This is a genomic window from Metabacillus sp. RB-C-LZQ-3-1, from assembly GCF_058315175.1.
The window spans coordinates 44,378-64,121 of record NZ_JBZFLI010000016.1; the positions used below are offsets into that span (position 1 = coordinate 44,378).

Sequence of the window (19,744 nt, forward strand, 5' to 3'; positions counted from 1 at the left end):
AAGCTCTACCTCCCGCTCTTAGTTTCATCATAATGACGCATAAACAAATCTTCTAAAGTTGGCGGTGTACTTTCTAATTTAACAAGGCCAAATTGTGAAACATAACGGATAACCTCATCAAGCTCCTTGCCATCTACTTGAAAAGAAAAAGCACAGTCCTTGCCATCTATTTCATAAACACCTTTCATTTTTTCAAGCCCTAGAATCGGTTGCTTTGTTTGAAGGACTAGATTGGTCCTTGTTAGATGACGAAGCTGATCAAGTGTACCTGTTTCGATAATCTCACCTTGTCGAATGATCCCTACCCGATCGCAAAGTCTCTCTACCTCTGATAAAATGTGGCTTGAAAGTAACACACTTTTTCCATTCCTCTTTACTTCCATAACACACTCTTGAAATACTTTTTCCATTAAAGGGTCAAGCCCTGATGTTGGTTCATCTAATATATAGAGATCAGCATCAGACGAGAAGGCTGAAATTAACGCAACTTTTTGACGGTTTCCCTTTGAATACGTACGACATTTCTTCCTTGGATCCAAATTAAACCGTTGTATTAATTCTTCCCTGCGTTTTTTATTCGTTGATCCACGCAGCTTCATAAACAAGTCGATAACCTCACCACCCGTCAGGTTTGGCCATAGGTTTACATCTCCTGGCACATACGCTATATGCTTATGAATATCAACTGCATCTTTCCAAGCGTCCTTTCCGAAGATCTTCACTTGACCTCCAGATGCTTTTAATATCCCTAATAATATCCGAATTGTGGTTGACTTACCTGCTCCATTTGGACCAATAAATCCATATACTTCTCCCTGATTGACTTCAATATTTACACCATTTAATACCGTGGATTTTCCAAATTTCTTTGATACATTTATTGCATTAAGGATTGTCATGTTACTCCCCCTCTAATATAAGTTACTTAGTTTTGAAATATTTTAACTTATATATTTCATAATATACAAAAATATATACTTTTTCAAGATCTTTTGAACTCATTCATTTGTTATATTTCATAATTTTGATTAAACTATATAAAGAGGTGAAGAAAATTTGGACGGATTTCAACGGCGAAGAGAACAAAAGAAGCAAAACATACTAGAAGCAGCATTGCTTTTATTTATGGATCTTGGTGTACAAAAGGTTTCTATTTCAGATATAGCAAAAAAGGCAAACGTTTCACAGGTAACCATTTACAATTATTTCGAAAGCAAGCATAATCTCGTACATGAGGTATTTCTATATTATATTGATAAGGCTACAAATAATTTTGAAAAGGTTATTTTTAGTGACATGCCATTCCCTGAGAAAATTAAAATGCTTATTTTTAATAAAAAAGAAATAGCGAGCAGTATTAACGAGGAATTTTATCAATATTTAATGAAGGAATACTCTTCAGAAGGTAATTATATAGAAAAAATATATGCGGAGAAGGCAGTTCCTTACCTCAATCTTTTATTTAAAGAGGGAAAAGAAAACGGGTATATCGATCAAAATTTATCAGAAGAAGCAATGTTATTTTATATTTACATGTTAAAAGATTATATACAGAGGGAGGAGGTTTATCAGAAGATTTTACCTCTTACTGAGGATATTACGAATATTTTCTTCTATGGAATCATGGGAAAGGGCGGGAATCATAAAATCGAGTAGGCGCATGAATATAATTCATGCGCCACTTATCCCACTCTTAACTGACTGTAAGATCCTCACTTATGGTAGTTTTACTTTATCTCACCTGTTAATCACTCGCTCAATATGAATTGTTAAATATAATTTCTCATCATTTGTTAATTCATAATCAAATTGTTTTTTTACATAGTCGTTAATTTTTTCGGTGCATTCATAGGCATCTTTATGTTTGTTTTTTACAGCCTCGAAAAGGAAATCGTCTTCACTTTCCATATAGGTTTTACTGTACAATCTTTGTGCGAAAAACTTTAAATGGGTAACAAACCGAAAGAAATTTAATGAGTCTTCATTAAAATCGATGCTAAAGTGATATTTGACGATCTTTAGAATGTCTTGCATCGTTTTTGTAATGTTTACGATGTTCGGCATTTCCTCATTCAGCTCTGCATTTACAATATGCATGGCAATAAAGCCTGCTTCATCCTCTGGAAGTGTAACATGAAGTTTATTCTTTATCATATTTAGAGCCTCTAACCCAATAGAGAATTCATCTTTATATAATTTCTTGATCTCCCATAATAATGCATTTTTGATATCAAGGCCCTTATTGTTTCTTTCTATCGCAAAGTTGATATGGTCTGTTAATGAAACATAGATACTGTCGCTCAATTCTCTTCCTAGCTTTTCTTTTGCCAATTGGATAATTTCTTCCGTTACTTCCATTAATTCAAGTGAAACTTCATAGAGAAGAGTTTTAAAACGATCTGACATATCTTTGTTTTTTAAAGTAAAAACCTTTTCTATTTTTTCTTCTTCTATTTCATCACCAGGTTTTTTTTGGAAAGCTAGCCCCTTCCCCATAACAACAAGTTCTATATTTTCTTCATTAAAAGCACTTACAACATTATTGTTATAAACTTTTTCTATTTTCATACGATCACCTAAATCATGTGTAATGGGTTCATCCGAAGACCTTTTAAAAAACAGTTTTTCTCTTATAATCTCTTTTAATTAAAGTGTATTATACGGCATTTTAGGTTCATTTTCATCTAGGAGATTCCGGTTTACTATGGTAAAAGCTTATAGGACAAAGGCTGTTTTGATAAGAGAAGAAGGAAAGCCCTCACACTGGGCTTTCCTGAAAGTCATTTTTTTATAAGTCTTCTCCATTTGTTGCGATCACGTTTTTGTACCAATCAAAGCTTTTCTTTTTATATCTGTTGTTTGTCCCTTTTCCTTCACTATCACGATCTACATAGATAAAGCCATATCTCTTTCTAAGCTCAGCAGTTGACGCACTAACAAGGTCAATTGGGCCCCAAGATGTGTATCCTATGATTTCAACACCATCACCGATTGCATTTTTCATTTCGCGAATATGGGCATCAAGATATTCAATTCGATAATCATCCTGAATTGATCCATCTTCTTCGACTTTATCTACAGCACCAAGTCCATTTTCAACGATGAACAATGGTTTTTGATAACGATCATACAGTTGGTTACAAACTGTTCTTAATCCCACAGGATCAATTTGCCATCCCCATTCTGATGCTTGTAGGTATGGATTTTTTACACCAGCTAAAAGATTTCCAGCTGTTTTTTCATCTTGATGTTCAGGAGCTGTACTAGCTACAAATGACATGTAATAGCTAAAACCAATATAATCAACCGTATTATGTTGAAGCAGCTCCAAGTCTCCGTCAGCCATTTCAATTTGAATATTATTTTCGTTGAAATAATTTAACATATAACGAGGGTAATAGCCTCTTGATTGAACATCTGAGAAGAATAATGTTTTACGATCTTGCGAAAGCGCCGCAAACATGTCCTCCGGCTTTGACGTATAAGGATACGTAACCATGGATGCAATCATGCATCCGATTTGTGAGCCAGGTATGATTTCATGTCCAGCTTTTACCGCAAGAGCACTTGCTAAAAATTGATGGTGAGCCGCTTGGTAAATGTCTTGTTCATTTTTTTTACCATCTTCAAATAAAAGCCCTCCGCCTGTAAATGGTGCGTGCAACAGGACGTTAATCTCATTAAATGTCATATAGTATTTCACTTTGTCTTTAAAGCGAGTGAAAATGGTTTTTGCTAATCGTTCATAGAATCCTACTAATTGTCGATTCTTCCAGCCGCCATATTTTTTCACTAAGCCTAATGGCATTTCATAATGTGAAATTGTAATAACTGGTTCAATATTATATTTTAGTAGCTCATCGATCATATTTTCATAAAATTGAAGACCTTTTTCATTTGGCTCTACCTCATCACCATTTGGAAATAAGCGTGTCCATGAGATTGAGAAACGAAATGCTTTAAAACCCATTTCTGCAAATAAAGCAATATCTTCTTTATATTTGTGATAGAAATCAATTGCTTCATGATATAAGTTAAATTGCTCCATCGAAAAATCCGGTGGACTCATGATCCCATTCGGAGATACATCTGCTGTTGAAAGTCCTTTTCCGTCCTCTTGATAAGCACCTTCTAGTTGGTTAGCAGCAACTGCTCCTCCCCATAAAAATCCTTCTGGAAATTTTCTTGTGTTTGTATTCATTCATATCACCTTTCCATTTTTATTTCTGAACTAAACCTACTTGATTAAAACTCTTCTCCGTTACTTTCAATTACTTTTTTATACCAATTAAAGCTCTTCTTTTTCGACCTTGCGAGTGTACCTTGTCCATCATTATCTTTATCAACGTATATATATCCATAGCGCTTTTTCATTTCACCTGATGATGCACTAACAATATCAATTGGACCCCAGCTTGTATATCCAATGATTTCCACACCATCTTTGATTGCTTCTGACATTTCTGCAACATGCTTTCTTAAATAATCAATCCGGTAATCATCATGGACTTCGCCATCTGTTGTCACTTCGTCTACTGCACCTAATCCATTTTCTACAACAAATAAAGGCTTTTGATATCGATCATATAATTGATTTGCTGTTATTCTGAATCCCTTAGGATCAATTGTCCAGCCCCATTCGGATTTTTCTAAATAAGGATTTTCAATTGAGCCAAATACATTACCTGCTGTCATATTATTTACTTCTGGATCTGTGCTTGTCGCACGGCTAGCATAGTAACTAAATCCAATATAATCGACTGTATGATTTTTTAAGAGCTCTTCGTCTCCATCTTTCATTTCAATTGTTAAGTTGAGATCTTTAAAGAATCTTTTTGCATAGCCTGGATATTCACCCCGTGATTGAACATCAATGAAGAAAAATGATTCACGGTCTTTGTCCATTGCATCCCAAACATCTTCAGGATTACATGTATATGGGTATGTCATCCCTGCTGCCAGCATACAGCCGATCTTTGCTTCTGGGATGATTTCATGACATGCTTTAACAGCAAGTGCACTTGCAACCAACTGATGGTGGGCAGCTTGGTATTGAATTTGTTTTTTATTGTCTCCTTCTTTGAAAACTAGGCCAGCACCTACGAAAGGTAAATGGAGCAACATATTAATTTCGTTGAATGTCATCCAATACTTTACTTTGTCTTTATAACGTTTAAATAGAGTAGTAGCATATGTTTCAAAAAAAGAAACAAGCTTGCGGTTTCTCCAACTTCCATATGTTTCAACTAAATGAACAGGTACATCAAAGTGAGCAATTGTCACGACTGGTTCAATATTGTATTTTTTTAATTCATCAAATAAATCGTCATAAAATTTTAGGCCAGCCTCATTTGGCTGATGGTCATCCCCATTTGGAAAAATACGTGCCCATGACACAGATACGCGTAAAGCCTTGAACCCCATTTCGGCAAAAAGAGCAATATCCTCTTTATATCGATGGTAAAAATCAATTGCTTCATGTGATGGATAAAATTCACCCTCAAGTGGTTTGAATGATGGTAGATTACCAAACATAATATCCCAGCGTTTTTTTCCAGTTGGCAGTAAATCAACTGTTGTTAATCCTTTACCATCTTCTAGATAAGCACCTTCTGTTTGATTTGCAGCAATCGCACCGCCCCATAAAAATCCTTTTGGAAATGTCATTTGTTACTCTCCTTTCAATTTGAAGAGGAAAGAAAATTGCTCTTTCCTCTTGAGGTCATTACTTCGCGTTTAGATTGAATAATTGATCACCAAAACTAATTTGTTTTTCACTTGTTGATTGTACGTTGAAATCCTTATAATTTGTCACAACAACTGGAGTTGTAACAGGTAATCCAGTTGCTTTGATTTTTTCAATATCAAATTCAATTAATAATTGTCCTTTTTCAACACGGGCACCTTGGCTTGTATGAGCAGAGAAATATTTCCCTTCAAGTTTCACAGTATCCATTCCAATATGGATTAATATTTCCGCTCCTTGATCCGTTTTAATCCCAATTGCATGGTTTGTCGGGAAAAGTGCTGTAACTGTACCTGAAGCAGGTGCAACTAGTTTCCCTATTGAAGGTTCAATCGCTACACCATCTCCAAGTGCCCCAGATGCAAACGCTTCATCTTTAATTTCAGATAGCACCTTCACTTCACCTTTTAGCGGACTTACGATTTCTTCAACTGAAGCATTTGTTACTGTTGTTGCTGCAGCTTCGTTTTGAGCAGTTTCAGTTGCTTCGTTTTTACCTTTGCCCATTCCAAATAAATACGTAAGAACGAAACCTAAAGCAAATGCGACAACGAATGAGATTAATGCTCCCCATAATGCAAATGTAACTCCATCAGTTGGGCTAATCATCGCTGGGATAACAAAGATCCCGAGACCACCTATCATATATAGGTTTGTTCCAACTGCACCGATGATTCCCCCGCCAATACCGGCTGCAATACAGCTAATGATAAATGGCTTTTTAAGAGGTAATGTGATTCCATAGATTGCCGGCTCTGTTACGCCGAAGATACCTGAGATGAATGCTGGTATACTTAATGTTTTTAATTTTTGTTGCTTTGTTTTTACATACACTGCAAGAACAGCACCAATTTGTGCAAATGAAGCAGCTAATGTCGTTGCTAATACTGGATCTGCTCCCATTGTTGAAATGTTATTGATTGCAATTGGCACAAGACCCCAGTGAAGTCCAAAAATAACTAATAACTGCCATAAACCTCCAACAAAAATACCTGCGATCATTGGGCTTAAGTTGTAGATGAATAGTGTAGCCATACCTAATAAATTTCCTGCCCATGTAGATATTGGACCAATAATGATAAATGTGAGCGGTACCACAATTAGTAATGTAAACATTGGTACTAAGAATGCTTTTACAACATCTGGAATGATTTTTCTTAAACGTTTTTCAACAACTGCTGCAAAATAAGCTGCAAGAATAATCGGAATAACTGATGATGCATAACTCATTAAAATAACTGGTACACCTAAAAATGTAATATAAATTGGTGATTCAAACATTGTGCCAGCAAATAATGTATAAAGTGGTTCACCCTGTGTTAAGCCTGATAAGGTCGGATAAACGAGTGATCCCCCAATCGCCATCCCGATGAATGGGCTTCCGCCAAACTTTTTAATCGCCGTATACCCTAAGAAAATAGGGAAGAAGTAAAATAGTGAGTCACCAACTGCATTTAGAATTTGATATGTTCCTGATGTTGACTCTAACCATCCCATTGCAATAAAAAGAGCATTAAAACCTTTGATCATCCCTGTTGCTGCTAGCACCCCAAGAACTGGTGTAAAGATACTTGAAATAATATCGATGAAGCCTGATTTTTGCTTTTCATCCTCATCAACAGGGGCTTGAGCTTGTAACCCACTCACTTCAAGAACCGCTTTATAAACATCCGGTACATGGTTCCCAATAACGACTTGATATTGTCCGCCACTTTTCATGACAGTTACAACACCATCCATATTTTTTAGAACATCTGTATTTGCTTTACTTTCATCTTTTAACTTAAATCGTAATCTAGTAATACAATGCACGATACTGGAAACGTTTTCTTTTCCGCCGACATTTAATAGAATATCTTTAGCCAACTGCTCATATTTCACGATTTGTCCCTTCTTTCTTGATGTTTTTAGGCAAATAAAAAACCTGAGCCAAATAGACTACACCTATTGCTTATCGCGATTCGCAATTATCGTGTGTCTATTCAGTCCAGGTTATGCCCACTTAAGGTAACATTCCTAAAACGGAATATTGTTTATTTACTTGTTATATGTAATTTATCATGGGTCCAGCAGATTGTCAACGCTTTCTTATCTATTCTTTTATTAAATTATAGATCTTTCGGATCAAAATAGTAATCTATCTATTTTCTTAAGTAGGATGAAACGGTGACTAGCTGTGCTCCGTTTTCCCATTATAATACTCTTTACGTTAATTGCTTACTGCCTTCATTTCGATAAGATGTATCAGCGATTTTTTCAACTTGTAATTGACCATTTTCAAAGCTTACGACTGAAACACTACAGTTTTCATGTACTTTGAATTCTTTACTCTGTGTTACCTGAATGATGTAATTTCCGATCGTGACTCCATGTGAAAAAATAAGAATATTCCCACCCTCTGAAGCATGTTTTTCTACGATTTCTTTTACAGCTTCTTCTGTTCTAGTAAAAAGCTGTGCATATGATTCACCTTCAGGAGCTGAAGCATTGACATCAAGGCTGAATAATTTGTCAAGAACATCACCATATAGCTTTGGAATTTCATCCTCTAACAAAGCTTCTAATATACCAAAATTCATTTCCTTCAGTCTTTTATCAATGGTTAACGGAATATCTCTATCACCTATCGCATATTTAGCCGTATCTTGAACTCGCTGGCTGTCGCTTGAGTAAGCCGCAATAAAAGGAATATGAGATAAACCTCTTCCAACAGATTTTGCTTGTGATATTCCTTTTTCAGTTAGTGGTGAATCACAAAAACCTTGCATACGTCTTTCAACATTATATTGCGTTTCTCCATGGCGTACAAAATAAAGTGTTACTTTGTTTTCACTAGTCAAGATTGAACACGTCCTTTTATATGTATCTTATTGGCATTTTAGCATACTCCACTCATAAATCTACCTAAAAAACAGCCTTACTACTCTAAGATAGTAAGACTGTTTATAACATTTACATTTGATGCTCAACTTTTACTCGTTTAATAAACAGTGAAATGATGAAACCAATCACTGCCATGATAATCGCGAATAAAAATGCATCTTGAACTCCTGCAGTAAATGCAAGAAGTGGATTTAAAGGATTTGCCTTGTCTTCAACAGTACTCATAAATCCTTCTGCACCAGAAGATAAAATCGAAATCGCGATTGCCGTTCCAATCGCTCCGGCAACCTGCTGCAAAGTATTCATAATCGCTGTTCCATCCGGATATAATTCACGCGGCAATTGATTCAAACCATTTGTTTGCGCCGGCATCATAACCATTGAAATTCCAACCATTGTAATGATGTGCAGTGCTATGATAAAGGCTGAGCTCGTATCAATTGTAATCGTCGAGAATCCAAGCATCGCTCCAATTAAAATCAGGATCCCGATCATAACAAGCCATTTTGGACCAAACTTATCAAACAACCCACCCATTACAGGTGAAAGAATTCCATTAATGATCCCTCCTGGCAATAAAAGAAGCCCAGCAGCAAACGTAGTTAAAGCTAGTGATGTTTGTAAGTAAAGTGGTAATAAAATCATTGTGGAAAGCAATACCATCATACAAACAAGAATTAAAAGCAACCCAATCGTAAACATCGGATATTTAAACGCACGTAAATTAAGCATTGGCTGCTCCATTTTTATTTGTCTAACCGAAAATAAAACCAATGAAACTGTACCAATAACAATAGAAGCAATCACAGTTGGGCTTCCCCAACCGCCTCCTTCTCCAGCACTGCTAAATCCAAAGACAATTCCTCCAAATCCAATAGTGGATAACACAATTGAAAGAATATCAATTTTAGGCTTAGTTGGTGTTGTAACATTTTGCATAAAGAACAATCCAAAGATAAGAGCTCCAATTAATAACGGAAGAGAAATCCAGAAAATCCAATGCCATGTCAGGTTATTAAGGATAAGTCCTGAAATTGTTGGACCAACTGCTGGTGCAAACATAATAACTAGACCAATGATTCCCATGATTCTTCCACGCTTATGTGGTGGTACAACTAAGAGAATCGTGTTAAACATTAGCGGAAGCAATAATGCTGTTCCAACTGCCTGAACAACACGTGCAACCATTAAAACGGCAAAGCTTGGAGCAATCGCCGCTATAAACGTTCCAATAATCGATGCAACAAGTGCAGTATTAAATAATTGCCTTGTTGTAAACCATTGCATAATAAGTCCTGATACAGGAACTAAGATACCAAGTGTAAGTAAATAACCAGTTGTTAGCCATTGTGCCGTTGTTTCATGAATACCAAAATTCTCAATTAAGTTTGTTAAAGCCATATTAAGGGCTGTTTCACTAAACAAGCCGATAAAACCAGCAACAACAAATGAGATGATAATTGGAACAACACGCAAATCACTTACATCTACATCTCCAGTTTTCATTTGTGTATTACCCATTTCCATTCTGTTTCCTCCTACATAAATCTCTCTCTAATTTTTTTAAAATAGCAACGGTAACTGTTTTGCGATCGCACGTAACGGATCGCCATGTTGATATGTGATCGACAAGATACATGCCCCTTCTATCATTGCCGTAATTGTTACGCCCAATTCTTTGGCTCTCTCTTTTTCGAATCCATATTGTTCAAGTATGTGAGCATATTTGGATTGCCAATCTTTAAAAACCATTTCACATGCGTGACGAAGCTTTTCATGTGTTGATGCTGTTTCTGAAGCAATTAATCCGATCGATAGCCCCTCCACACAATCTTTTTTATCAAAGACAGCGGCTATATTATTGATATAAGATTGAAACGCTTCTTTTGCTGAATTTTTCCCACTTAGGTCTTTCTCAGCTCCCTCCAACACAAGCTCCCTCATCACAGAAATCGCTTCTAAAGCAATTTCTTCCTTCCCATTTGGGAAATGATAATAAATTGAACCTTTTGGAGCACCGCTTTCCTCGATTATTTGATTAAGCCCTGTTCCGTTAAAACCTTGCCGTTGAAATAAGCGTGTTGCGCTCTGCAAGATCATGTCCTTCGTGTCCTGCTTTCTCTTCATATGATGCTCACCTCAAAATTATAACAACCGGTCTAGAAAATAGTATAGGAATTTAAAGAATTAGTCAATTGATATGTTAACCTTTAAATAGTAAAAAGATAAAAAAGACAGGACTCATGGTCTTGTCTTCTTGTCTCTTCATTATTCATCTTTAATCGTCTTTAATGGTTTATTATTCTTTTTTAAAGCAAATCGGTATTTCTCTCCTTTTTCTATTTGAGTGACCTGTGAATCATGTACGGTAATTTGTACAGTTCCAAATTCAAGATTTTCTAAGAAACTAACAATTTTATCAATTACTTCTTTATCGATTTTATTTTTTGAAGACAACTAAATCCTCTCCCTTCAATAAACTCACACGATTTAAAAGTAAATCTTCCAAAGTTGTTCTTTCAAGAACATAGGCTATTGTATCTCTTACAAGAGACCAAAGTGGCTTTAAATGGCAACCTGCTTCTAATGGACAAGGTTCATATTTGGTTATAGATGCACATCCCATTGGTGACAATGGACCTTCTAAGTCACGGATAACCTCACCTATATTGATTTCATTTGAATTCTTATGAAGGTAATAACCTCCCTTTGCTCCCCTTTTACTCTTTACATAATCAAGCTTTTTTAATTGGAGCAGAATTTGTTCTAAATAATTAATTGTAACAAGTGTTTTCTCGGATATTTCTTGAATTGTGATAACGGTACCTTGTTGTTGTCCTAACACTAATAAGGCACGTAATGCGTATTCCCCTTTACTAGAAACCTTCATATTTCCTCCCTGCAATGTCGAGTAAATGACTCGACTTTCATTTTTCAAAGTTGAGTATAATAGTCAACTTTAATCCATATTACATAACTTATTTTATGTTTCATCATCCAATACCAAGTATTTCTATAAGAATTATTTACTTTATCATATTATGTATCTCATACTAACGCAACCACTTATTTGCAAATAATCCCACTATTTTTATTTTTCTCCCTAAACGTTAAGCTCTCTCAAATTGTTCGCAAAGAAAAAGTATAGTTCATGATGGTGGCGGCGGAATTTAATTTGTAAATCTAAAAACCAAACAGGCTTATACCTGTTTGGTTTTTTATCATTGTCCTAGTGCTTCTTCCACAAATTTATTTTCAATGACTTTTGATGTATCAAGCTGTTTATCAATACCTCCAACTGTGTATAAGAAGTCCGCTTGATCTTGATGTGCTTTTGCAAATTCCTCTGTTGTTGGAGTTAAGATAGGATCTGAATTTTCTAAGACAGATCGAATAATGTTTACATCGACTTTTTGTGCCTCAGCTAAATCCCTAGATACTCCTTCAATATCCTCAACAAAATACTGACGAACCTCTTCATATGTTCTCAAGAATAGCACTGTTAAATCTGGATGTTCCTCTGTAAACTTTGTTCTTGCAACCAAAAAACTTGGTGCATTAATATTTAAGTCTTCTCCGGTTACTAAAACCTTTGCACCTTGAAATACAGCCGTAGTAGCATATGGCTCCCATATTGACCAAGCATCAATCGATCCGTTATCTAAAGCTGGCCTGGCTTCATCGGGTTGAAGTTGGATGATTTCAATGTCACTATCCTTTAATCCCGCCTGATCTAAAGCCATATATAAAAAATGATAAGCACTGCTCCCCTTTGCTACTCCAATTTTCTTTCCCTTTAATTCTTTTAACTTCTTAATAGAGCTACCTTTAGGTACAACAATAGAATTCCCTTTCTTCCCATCACTAAGGACAGCAATCGCCTTAAAATCAACATTACCCGATTGTCCTGCGATTACAGGAGTTCCTCCCACGGCACCAAAATCTAACCTCCCTGATGCAAGTGCCTCAAAATGCGGCGGCCCGCTCGCAAATTCATTCCATGTAACTTTTACTCCAACTTTCTCAAATGCCTTTTCAAAGTATTGTTTCTCCCTAGCATAAGGGAGGATTCCAGTCTTTCCTTGAACACCAATGTTGATGACAACGTTCTGACTCTCTTTACCTTCAACTGAAGCTTCAGAAGATACTTTTTCACTAGATATATTGCCGCAAGCGCTTAATACTAACAATAATGCGATGAATGGAAAGCCAAAAATTATTTTCAATTTCAATGACATAAACAAATCACTCTCCAATTTTCCATATATGTTTAGTTGGATTTAGTGTAATGAAAATTCCTTTCCTTATCCTTGAAAATTATCTTGCCATTTTAAGAGTCTTCTCTCAAACATTCGAACAAACGAATCTGATACTTTACCAAATACTGCAAAAATAATAATACCTACAAAAACGATTGATGTTTGAGAAAATTGTCTAGCGTCCATAATAAGATAGCCAACACCTTGACTTGATCCCATTAATTCCGCTGCTACTAATGCCAACCATGAAACACCTATTGAAAGCCTTAAACCCAATAATATATTAGGTAAAGCAGCTGGTAGAATTAACAGAGTCATTTGCTTCCATCTATTAAACTCTAATACTTTTGCTACCGCGAAAAGTTTAGAATCCACACCACGTATTCCAAGAAACGTGTTCACATATAAAGGAAAAAATGCTCCCTTCGCAATGAGCAGGATCTTCGAAACCTCTCCGAATCCAAACCAAAGAATAAACAGAGGGATGACAGCTAATGTCGGGATCGTTCTGAGCATTTGTAGAGTAGGATCTACCGTTTGTTCGATACTTTGATTAAAACCAACAGCAACTCCCAATAATAACCCCAATGTTCCCCCTAATAAAAATCCTCCAATTGCTCTTAACAAACTAATTTGAAAATGTGTAATGAGATCACCCGTCATGACTAAATCAAGAAATGTCATAAAAATGATGCTTGGTCTTGGAAGTAATGTATCAGAAATGAGACCAAACATCCCTATTAACTCCCAAAGAACTAATATCATAATTGGTACGACAAACCCCTTCAAGATACTACTTGTTTTTTGCAGCTCTCTTTTCTTTTTTACCTTTTTCCCATGCATTGATTGTATTTTTTCTAAAGATAACGCTGAATGATTTTCCATCTTGTATCCCCCTTATATACCTGCACTGTTTACTAACTCTAACTCATCTACCTTTTCAAATTCTGCTAATACAAGTTGACGGAACTCCTGAAATGCTCTAGAGGATTTCCTCCGAGGAAACGGTAGATCTATTGAGATGACATTTTGAACGGTTCCTGGTCTTGCACTCATTATGATGACTTTGTTTCCTAAATAAATCGCCTCATCTATGTCATGAGTGACAAAGATCATCGATGTTTTTTCTTCCTTCCAAATATCAAGCAAAGCTTCCTGCATATGAGAACGAGTAAAAGCATCTAATGCACCAAAGGGCTCATCTAATAGGAGTACCTTTGGTTTTCTCAGTAAAGCTCTGGCGATTGCAACACGCTGTGCCATTCCTCCGGACAGCTCTTTTGGATATGCTTTCTCAAACCCCTCCAACCTAACAAGCTTCATTAGCTTGTTAACACTCTTTTTTACTTCCATCCGCTTAAGTGATAAATTCCCTGCTATATTCTTCTCGACTGTAAGCCATGGAAACAACCTAGGTTCTTGAAAAATAAATCCTTGGTTAATACCGGCGCTAATAACCTTCTTTCCATCCAGCTTTATCTCACCAGAATATTCAGTATCTAAACCTGCAATGGCCTTTAATAAGGTACTCTTCCCGCACCCACTTGGTCCAATAATTGTGATGAATTCACCTTGTTTAACATGTAGACTAATATCTTTAAGAACGACCATTTCCTCTTTTTCTTTTTCAAAGAATTTGTTAAGTTGAGTAATTTCTAGTAATGACATTTTAATCTCCCCTCCTTTAAGTATTTATTTGATTAAAGCTATTCGAAGGTCTTTGCAAACCAAGATGATCTCGTAAAGTATGACCCGAATACTCTTCTCTAAAAAGTCCACGGTTTTGTAGTTCTGGAATCACTAAGTCAACAAAATCATCTAAGCCCCCAGGTAGGTAAGGTGGCATAATATTGAATCCATCTGCCGCACCGTGTTCAAACCATTCCTGCAACTGATCGGCAATCTCAATAGGTGTTCCCTTTATCTCTCTATGACCTCTAGCTCCTGCCACCCGTTGGTATAACTGACGTATTGTTAAGTTTTCACGGTCACCTAAATCTTTTACAAGCTGAAATCTTGTTTTCGCTCCATTTATGTCCTCAATATCTGGTAATTCAGGAAGAGGCTCATCTACTGGATAATTCGATAAATCATAACTTATAAGTGCCGACAATAATCCCACTCCTACTTTTTCAGGGATCAGTTCAACTAAATATTGTTTCTTTTCTTCTGCTTCCTTTGCAGTTCTACCAATTACCGGAAAGACACCTGGCATGATTTTTAACGATTCTGCCGATCTTCCATACTTCGTGAGTCTCCCTTTAACATCTTGATAAAAATTCTGAGCCTCATCCAACGTTTGCCATGCAGTAAAAATCACCTCTGCTGTCTTTGCAGCCAATTCCTTTCCTGATTCAGATGATCCAGCTTGAATGATAACCGGATGCCCTTGTACAGGTCTTGAAATATTCAATGGTCCCTTTATTGAAAACCATTTCCCCTTATGGTTTAAATCATGCACACGAGTTGGGTCAGCAAACCTTCCAGTCTCTCTATCTATCAGCAAGGCATCATCTTCCCAGCTATCCCATAGTTTTTTCACCACCTCTACAAACTCTTCTGCTCGTTCATACCTCACACTATGCTCTAAATGGTGATCTTTACTAAAATTTAAAGCTTCTGCTTCACTCGACGATGTCACAACATTCCAAGCTGCTCTCCCACGACTAAGATGATCAATAGTTGCAAACTTTCGCGCGAGGTGGAACGGTTCGTTATAAGTAGTCGATGCAGTTGCGGTTAGCCCTATATGGTTTGTCACAACAGCTAGGGCTGAAAGTAAAGTTAAAGGATCAGGGCGAACGTTGACCGTTTGCTCAATACCAGCACCATCTCGATCATGAACTGCATATCCATCAGCAAAAAAGATCATATCGAATTTTCCACGCTCTGCTGTTTGGGCCAATTTCCGATAAAGTTCAAAAGATAAGATTTCATTTGTTTTACTTTCAGGATGTCTCCAAGATGCTACATGATGCCCTGGTATCATAAAAAATGCTCCTAAATTCATTTGACGCTTATGATTGACCATTTTCTTTTCTCCCCATTTCATTATTTTTAATAAAAAAGAGCAACCTTCTTTAAAATAATGAAAGGTTGCTCCAGTTATCTGGTCACATACTATTTAGTTGAATATAATGAATCAATACACTTGATAGTTCCTTACTCTAGACTTTTTTACAATAAGATGGAAAAAGACTTAAACACTGAAATCAAGGTTTGGCCATTGGTTTTCCAATCAATTTTCATCTACTTTTAACTTTTGATTGATTTTATGAAAATATCTAAACTCTTTTGCAGCCTTTGTTTTGCTTCTTCTTGTATAAAAAATGTCTGATCATTCGTTCTTTCGATATGCTGATCAATGATATAAACTCCTTTTACAATATGAGTTGCTCCTAATGAAGAAAGCACTGGATTTAACGCATATTCTATCGTTAAAAGATGGCCAAAAGAACCTCCGATCACAAGTGGTAATACAGCTTTATTTTCTAATCCTTTTTGTGGTAATAAATCTAAATAAGTTTTTAAGATTCCTGAATATGAAGCTTTATAAACAGGGGTCAAAACCAAAACCCCTAATGAGTGTTCGACAATCTTATTAGCTTTTTTTATTTCATTACTATTAAAGTTAGCCGTGATCAAATCTTTAGCTGGTAAAGCATGAATCTTTATTATTTCATATGATATGTTTCGTCTGCTAAGTAATGATGTTGCATAATCTAATATCCCATTTAAACGGGATTTGTCATTTGGTGCCCCTACTATGATAGAAATATCCGCCATTTTATCACCCTTTTTCATTTAATCTTAACTTACTTTTTAATGTTGTAAGACGATTTTTCTCTGTAACATCGACTTGGATAATTTCATTTTTATGAACAGTTATTGTTAACGAACCGTAATCTAACTTTTCTAACTCAGAAAGAATATATGCTAGCTTCGCTTCATTTATCTTTGCCATTTTATCTCCTCCATTTCTATTCAATCTTTTGGAAACAAAAAGGCCTAACCTTTCTCTATGAGAATTGGTTAGGCCTTCGTTTGTACGATGGGCAATTTACTAAATTTTGGTTAATTCGATTATATATCCAACAATTCCTACCTGTCAACTCAAATTTAGAACATTTCTCATATCCGTAATATGGATCGACCTATCAATCGTCTTAAAGTATCAAGATCTTCGCAACCACAACCTCCTACTGTTTGTTTTTCGTTTTAACTATTTTAATGGAATGAACATTCTCATGCGGGTGACTATTAGATAAGCAAGCATGATACTCCTCTTCCAGTTCTGATAATGGCCGTTCAAATAGAAACTCATCTTCTTTTTTATAAATATTAAACGCAACTAGTTTCTGAATTAACACACTACGTTTTTTTTCAGAAATATCCTGTGTCGTACCCTCGATCTGAATCACTCCCTTTTAATTCAAAATTTGAACCTATGATTTAATTTGTCATAACTTTTAAAGACTATTGCCACCCACTTTTCTCTCTTGTTCGTGTACTGCTTTTTGTTTGTTTAGTGCACTTTTTCCACTTTAATTGATGATCATATTCATTTTCAATCTCAGACAATGTAAGCTCATAAAGGTGATTCTCTTCTTTCTTATAGACACCTAATTTTAGCAACTTGTTGATTAAGGTTTCTTTCCTATAATAGACAGCCTCACGCAACCGAGACATACCTCATTCCTCCTCTAAAAGACTTACTTATCCTCATTTTTAAGACTTTTATATATTGCAAAAATTCAGTTAAAAAACCTAATCCTTCTACATCGTTTCTTAAATCTGCGTATTTTTCTTCATCATAATTTGAAATCTATAAGTTTCTATGATTAATAAAATTTCCCATATGAAAAGACTCTCAGAATAAGTACATTGTACTTACATTCCAAGAGCCTCTAGTTTTCTAGTCAGCCTATCCCTTTATGATTTTACATTTGCTTGATTAGTATTTTTATAATAACCTAATTTTGAAATAGTAAAAAAGATAGCTATAACCCAAATCAGAGCAATACCAATATAAACATATGGGTAGATCGAAGCATTCTCAACCCAAGTGTGTACGATTGTTCTAGCATTTACTAAGATAATAAATCCACCAACAAGGACTCCCATTAACTGTGCTGGAACCTTTTGTACTAACCAAGCTGCTATCGGAGCTGCGATAATTCCACCAATCATTAACGCTCCAACCCATAGCCAATTTACTTCCTCCCATCCTAATGAAATAAGAAATCCTAGAGTAGCAGAAACCGCAATAGCAAATTCACTCGTATCAACAGTTCCAACAACTTTTCTTGGACTCATTCCCTTTCTGGACAATAGAACCGGTGTAGCAATTGGTCCCCATCCACCACCGCCTGTTGCATCAGCAAACCCTGCAATCAAACCTAAAGGAATTGATTGCTTACGACTTAACTCAAGTCCTTTTTTCTCCTCAGTTGGACGAAATGTAAAAAGAAATTTTGCAAGAACATATATACCTAGTAGTAATAGAAACAAAGAGATATAAGGTTTGGCTAAGTCACCCGGCAGATTGCTGAGAAATGTTGCCCCTAGGAAAGCTCCAATTGAACCTGGAACAATTAACCTATAAACTGTTTGTTTATCTACATTTCCAAATTTAATATGTGATGCCCCAGAAGCAGCTGTTGTCACAACCTCAGCTAAGTGGACGGACGCCGACGCAACTGCTGGTGCAATTCCAAATGCCAATAATAATGAAGTAGATGTTACTCCGTATGCCATTCCTAACGCCCCATCAATTAACTGAGCGAGTAACCCAATAAAAGCAAAGATTAGTAATTTTTTCATTATATCCACCTCTTTTTTATAAAAATGAGAATAAAAAAAAGGCATAACCCTACTTTTAAAAAGGATTATGCCTTCGGTCGTCCGATCGGCTTTCTTATTTCATTTTTTATTAATCTGATTATAATCCCTACAATTCCTACCCGTCAACTAGTATTTAATAAAATGATTAAACTTTTTATCGACGATCCTTGTTTATTCCCACAAAATCAGGCTTACTAACACTAACCTTTCATCGCTTCTTCTTGAACTCTCTGTAAAAATTCCTTCACTACAGTATCATTACTTTTTTGACTGCTTAATTTAAGCATTGCCCTTCCTACAAAATTCACACCTTTGTTTTGCCCTTCATAAATAAAAGTAGTGTTTTCTTCATCTACTTTTAATAGGGTAAACGTTAAGGTGATTTCAAATGCCTTTCCTAAAACAAATCGTATTTGCTTTTTCTTTTTGTCTTTCGTATCTTCATAAGCTATAGTTTCCACAATGTAGGTCTCTACTCGTTTTCCTTCGCGATATTTTTGCTGATGTTTTGCTCCCACTTCATTTTCTTTCTTTTCAATCAATGTATGTTCTTCAACTTTAGGCATAATTTTCTTTATATGTTTATCTAAAAACAAACTCCAGACATGTTCAATATTCCTATGAATAATCATTTGTTCCTTCCACTGAATCACTTTTCTTCCTCCTCACCTGATAATAAAAACTCATCTATCTCCTCTATTTGGAGACGAAGCTCCATCATTTTCATCATGATTTTATTTCTTTTTTGACGCAGTAATTTGCCAAGATTTGCAAAGGATTCATCCTCCATAACGTCGATCATTTCTTGAATTGTAAACCCTAATTTTCTTAATTTTATTAGCAGTATGGCCAAGAAATAGCTGCCATCATCATAATAGCGATAGTTATTTTTTGGATCAATGTAAGCTGGCTCAAGCAATTTCACTTCCGCATAATACCGAAGAGTTTCCTTGCTTAGTCCTGTGAGCTGTGCAAATTCGCTAATTTTATACATCGTTATCCTCCCATATCA

22 protein-coding genes are annotated in these 19,744 nt (G+C 35.8%); 1 reads left to right on the plus strand and 21 read right to left on the minus strand.

The features are described 5' to 3' along the window. Positions 1–5: 5 nt before the first annotated feature. Positions 6–899, minus strand: a complete 894-nt coding sequence (locus tag AC4GZ8_RS20410; protein ID WP_491083749.1) for an ABC transporter ATP-binding protein — start codon at positions 897–899, stop codon at positions 6–8. Positions 900–1,056: 157 nt separating this feature from the next. Between AC4GZ8_RS20410 and AC4GZ8_RS20415 the strand changes: the two genes are divergently transcribed. Further along, positions 1,057–1,656: a TetR/AcrR family transcriptional regulator gene (locus AC4GZ8_RS20415; RefSeq protein ID WP_491083750.1), complete on the plus strand. Its 600-nt coding sequence runs from the start codon at positions 1,057–1,059 to the stop codon at positions 1,654–1,656. A gap of 81 nt (positions 1,657–1,737) precedes the next feature. Here the strand turns inward: AC4GZ8_RS20415 and licT are convergent, their stop codons facing one another. The 20 genes from licT to AC4GZ8_RS20515 form a co-directional block, all read right to left on the minus strand. Continuing rightward, a complete protein-coding gene (gene licT / locus AC4GZ8_RS20420) occupies positions 1,738–2,568 on the minus strand; it encodes a BglG family transcription antiterminator LicT (RefSeq protein WP_491083751.1) in 831 nt (276 codons plus the stop codon). 220 nt (positions 2,569–2,788) lie between these two features. Continuing rightward, positions 2,789–4,201 (minus strand): aryl-phospho-beta-d-glucosidase, encoded by a 1,413-nt coding sequence (gene bglH, locus AC4GZ8_RS20425; RefSeq protein WP_491083752.1) that lies wholly within the window; start codon positions 4,199–4,201, stop codon positions 2,789–2,791. Positions 4,202–4,245: 44 nt separating this feature from the next. After that, positions 4,246–5,667 (minus strand): 6-phospho-beta-glucosidase, encoded by a 1,422-nt coding sequence (locus AC4GZ8_RS20430; RefSeq protein WP_491083753.1) that lies wholly within the window; start codon positions 5,665–5,667, stop codon positions 4,246–4,248. 58 nt (positions 5,668–5,725) lie between these two features. Next, complete coding sequence (locus AC4GZ8_RS20435) at positions 5,726–7,627, minus strand: beta-glucoside-specific PTS transporter subunit IIABC (RefSeq protein ID WP_491083754.1); 1,902 nt, start codon at positions 7,625–7,627, stop codon at positions 5,726–5,728. Between the two features lie 323 nt (positions 7,628–7,950). Continuing rightward, entirely contained in the window at positions 7,951–8,586 is a 636-nt protein-coding gene (locus AC4GZ8_RS20440; RefSeq protein ID WP_491083755.1) for a histidine phosphatase family protein, read from the minus strand. 112 nt (positions 8,587–8,698) lie between these two features. After that, the gene (locus AC4GZ8_RS20445) at positions 8,699–10,135 is read right to left on the minus strand and encodes a DHA2 family efflux MFS transporter permease subunit (RefSeq protein WP_491083813.1); all 1,437 of its coding nucleotides are present in this window, start codon (positions 10,133–10,135) and stop codon (positions 8,699–8,701) included. Between the two features lie 57 nt (positions 10,136–10,192). Further along, on the minus strand, positions 10,193–10,756 hold the full coding sequence (locus tag AC4GZ8_RS20450) for a TetR/AcrR family transcriptional regulator (protein ID WP_491083756.1): 564 nt from the start codon (positions 10,754–10,756) through the stop codon (positions 10,193–10,195). 141 nt (positions 10,757–10,897) lie between these two features. Continuing rightward, positions 10,898–11,086: a YezD family protein gene (locus tag AC4GZ8_RS20455; protein WP_491083757.1), complete on the minus strand. Its 189-nt coding sequence runs from the start codon at positions 11,084–11,086 to the stop codon at positions 10,898–10,900. Beyond that, on the minus strand, positions 11,070–11,519 hold the full coding sequence (locus AC4GZ8_RS20460; RefSeq protein ID WP_491083758.1) for an RrF2 family transcriptional regulator: 450 nt from the start codon (positions 11,517–11,519) through the stop codon (positions 11,070–11,072). Before AC4GZ8_RS20460 ends, AC4GZ8_RS20455 begins: the two co-directional genes overlap by 17 nt. A 331-nt stretch (positions 11,520–11,850) precedes the next feature. Further along, a complete protein-coding gene (locus AC4GZ8_RS20465; protein ID WP_491083759.1) occupies positions 11,851–12,867 on the minus strand; it encodes an aliphatic sulfonate ABC transporter substrate-binding protein in 1,017 nt (338 codons plus the stop codon). 66 nt (positions 12,868–12,933) lie between these two features. Further along, a complete protein-coding gene (locus AC4GZ8_RS20470) occupies positions 12,934–13,773 on the minus strand; it encodes an ABC transporter permease (protein ID WP_491083760.1) in 840 nt (279 codons plus the stop codon). 12 nt (positions 13,774–13,785) lie between these two features. Beyond that, on the minus strand, positions 13,786–14,556 hold the full coding sequence (locus tag AC4GZ8_RS20475) for an ABC transporter ATP-binding protein (protein WP_491083761.1): 771 nt from the start codon (positions 14,554–14,556) through the stop codon (positions 13,786–13,788). Between the two features lie 16 nt (positions 14,557–14,572). After that, the gene (locus AC4GZ8_RS20480; protein WP_491083762.1) at positions 14,573–15,919 is read right to left on the minus strand and encodes an LLM class flavin-dependent oxidoreductase; all 1,347 of its coding nucleotides are present in this window, start codon (positions 15,917–15,919) and stop codon (positions 14,573–14,575) included. A 224-nt stretch (positions 15,920–16,143) separates the two neighbouring features. After that, positions 16,144–16,674 carry an NADPH-dependent FMN reductase gene (gene ssuE, locus AC4GZ8_RS20485; protein WP_491083763.1) on the minus strand — a complete coding sequence of 177 codons (531 nt, stop codon included), beginning with the start codon at positions 16,672–16,674 and terminating at the stop codon, positions 16,144–16,146. Between the two features lie 4 nt (positions 16,675–16,678). Then, positions 16,679–16,852, minus strand: coding sequence for a DUF2292 domain-containing protein (locus AC4GZ8_RS20490; RefSeq protein ID WP_491083764.1), 174 nt, complete (start codon positions 16,850–16,852; stop codon positions 16,679–16,681). A gap of 235 nt (positions 16,853–17,087) precedes the next feature. Further along, on the minus strand, positions 17,088–17,309 hold the full coding sequence (locus tag AC4GZ8_RS20495; protein ID WP_491083765.1) for a Fur-regulated basic protein FbpA: 222 nt from the start codon (positions 17,307–17,309) through the stop codon (positions 17,088–17,090). 55 nt (positions 17,310–17,364) lie between these two features. Beyond that, positions 17,365–17,577: a Fur-regulated basic protein FbpA gene (locus AC4GZ8_RS20500; RefSeq protein WP_491083766.1), complete on the minus strand. Its 213-nt coding sequence runs from the start codon at positions 17,575–17,577 to the stop codon at positions 17,365–17,367. Between the two features lie 243 nt (positions 17,578–17,820). Beyond that, complete coding sequence (locus AC4GZ8_RS20505; protein WP_491083767.1) at positions 17,821–18,711, minus strand: sulfite exporter TauE/SafE family protein; 891 nt, start codon at positions 18,709–18,711, stop codon at positions 17,821–17,823. 221 nt (positions 18,712–18,932) lie between these two features. Next, positions 18,933–19,385, minus strand: a complete 453-nt coding sequence (locus AC4GZ8_RS20510) for an SRPBCC family protein (protein WP_491083768.1) — start codon at positions 19,383–19,385, stop codon at positions 18,933–18,935. Next, on the minus strand, positions 19,382–19,726 hold the full coding sequence (locus AC4GZ8_RS20515; RefSeq protein ID WP_491083769.1) for a MerR family transcriptional regulator: 345 nt from the start codon (positions 19,724–19,726) through the stop codon (positions 19,382–19,384). The genes AC4GZ8_RS20510 and AC4GZ8_RS20515 overlap by 4 nt, the downstream gene beginning before the upstream one ends. Positions 19,727–19,744: the final 18 nt, after the last annotated feature.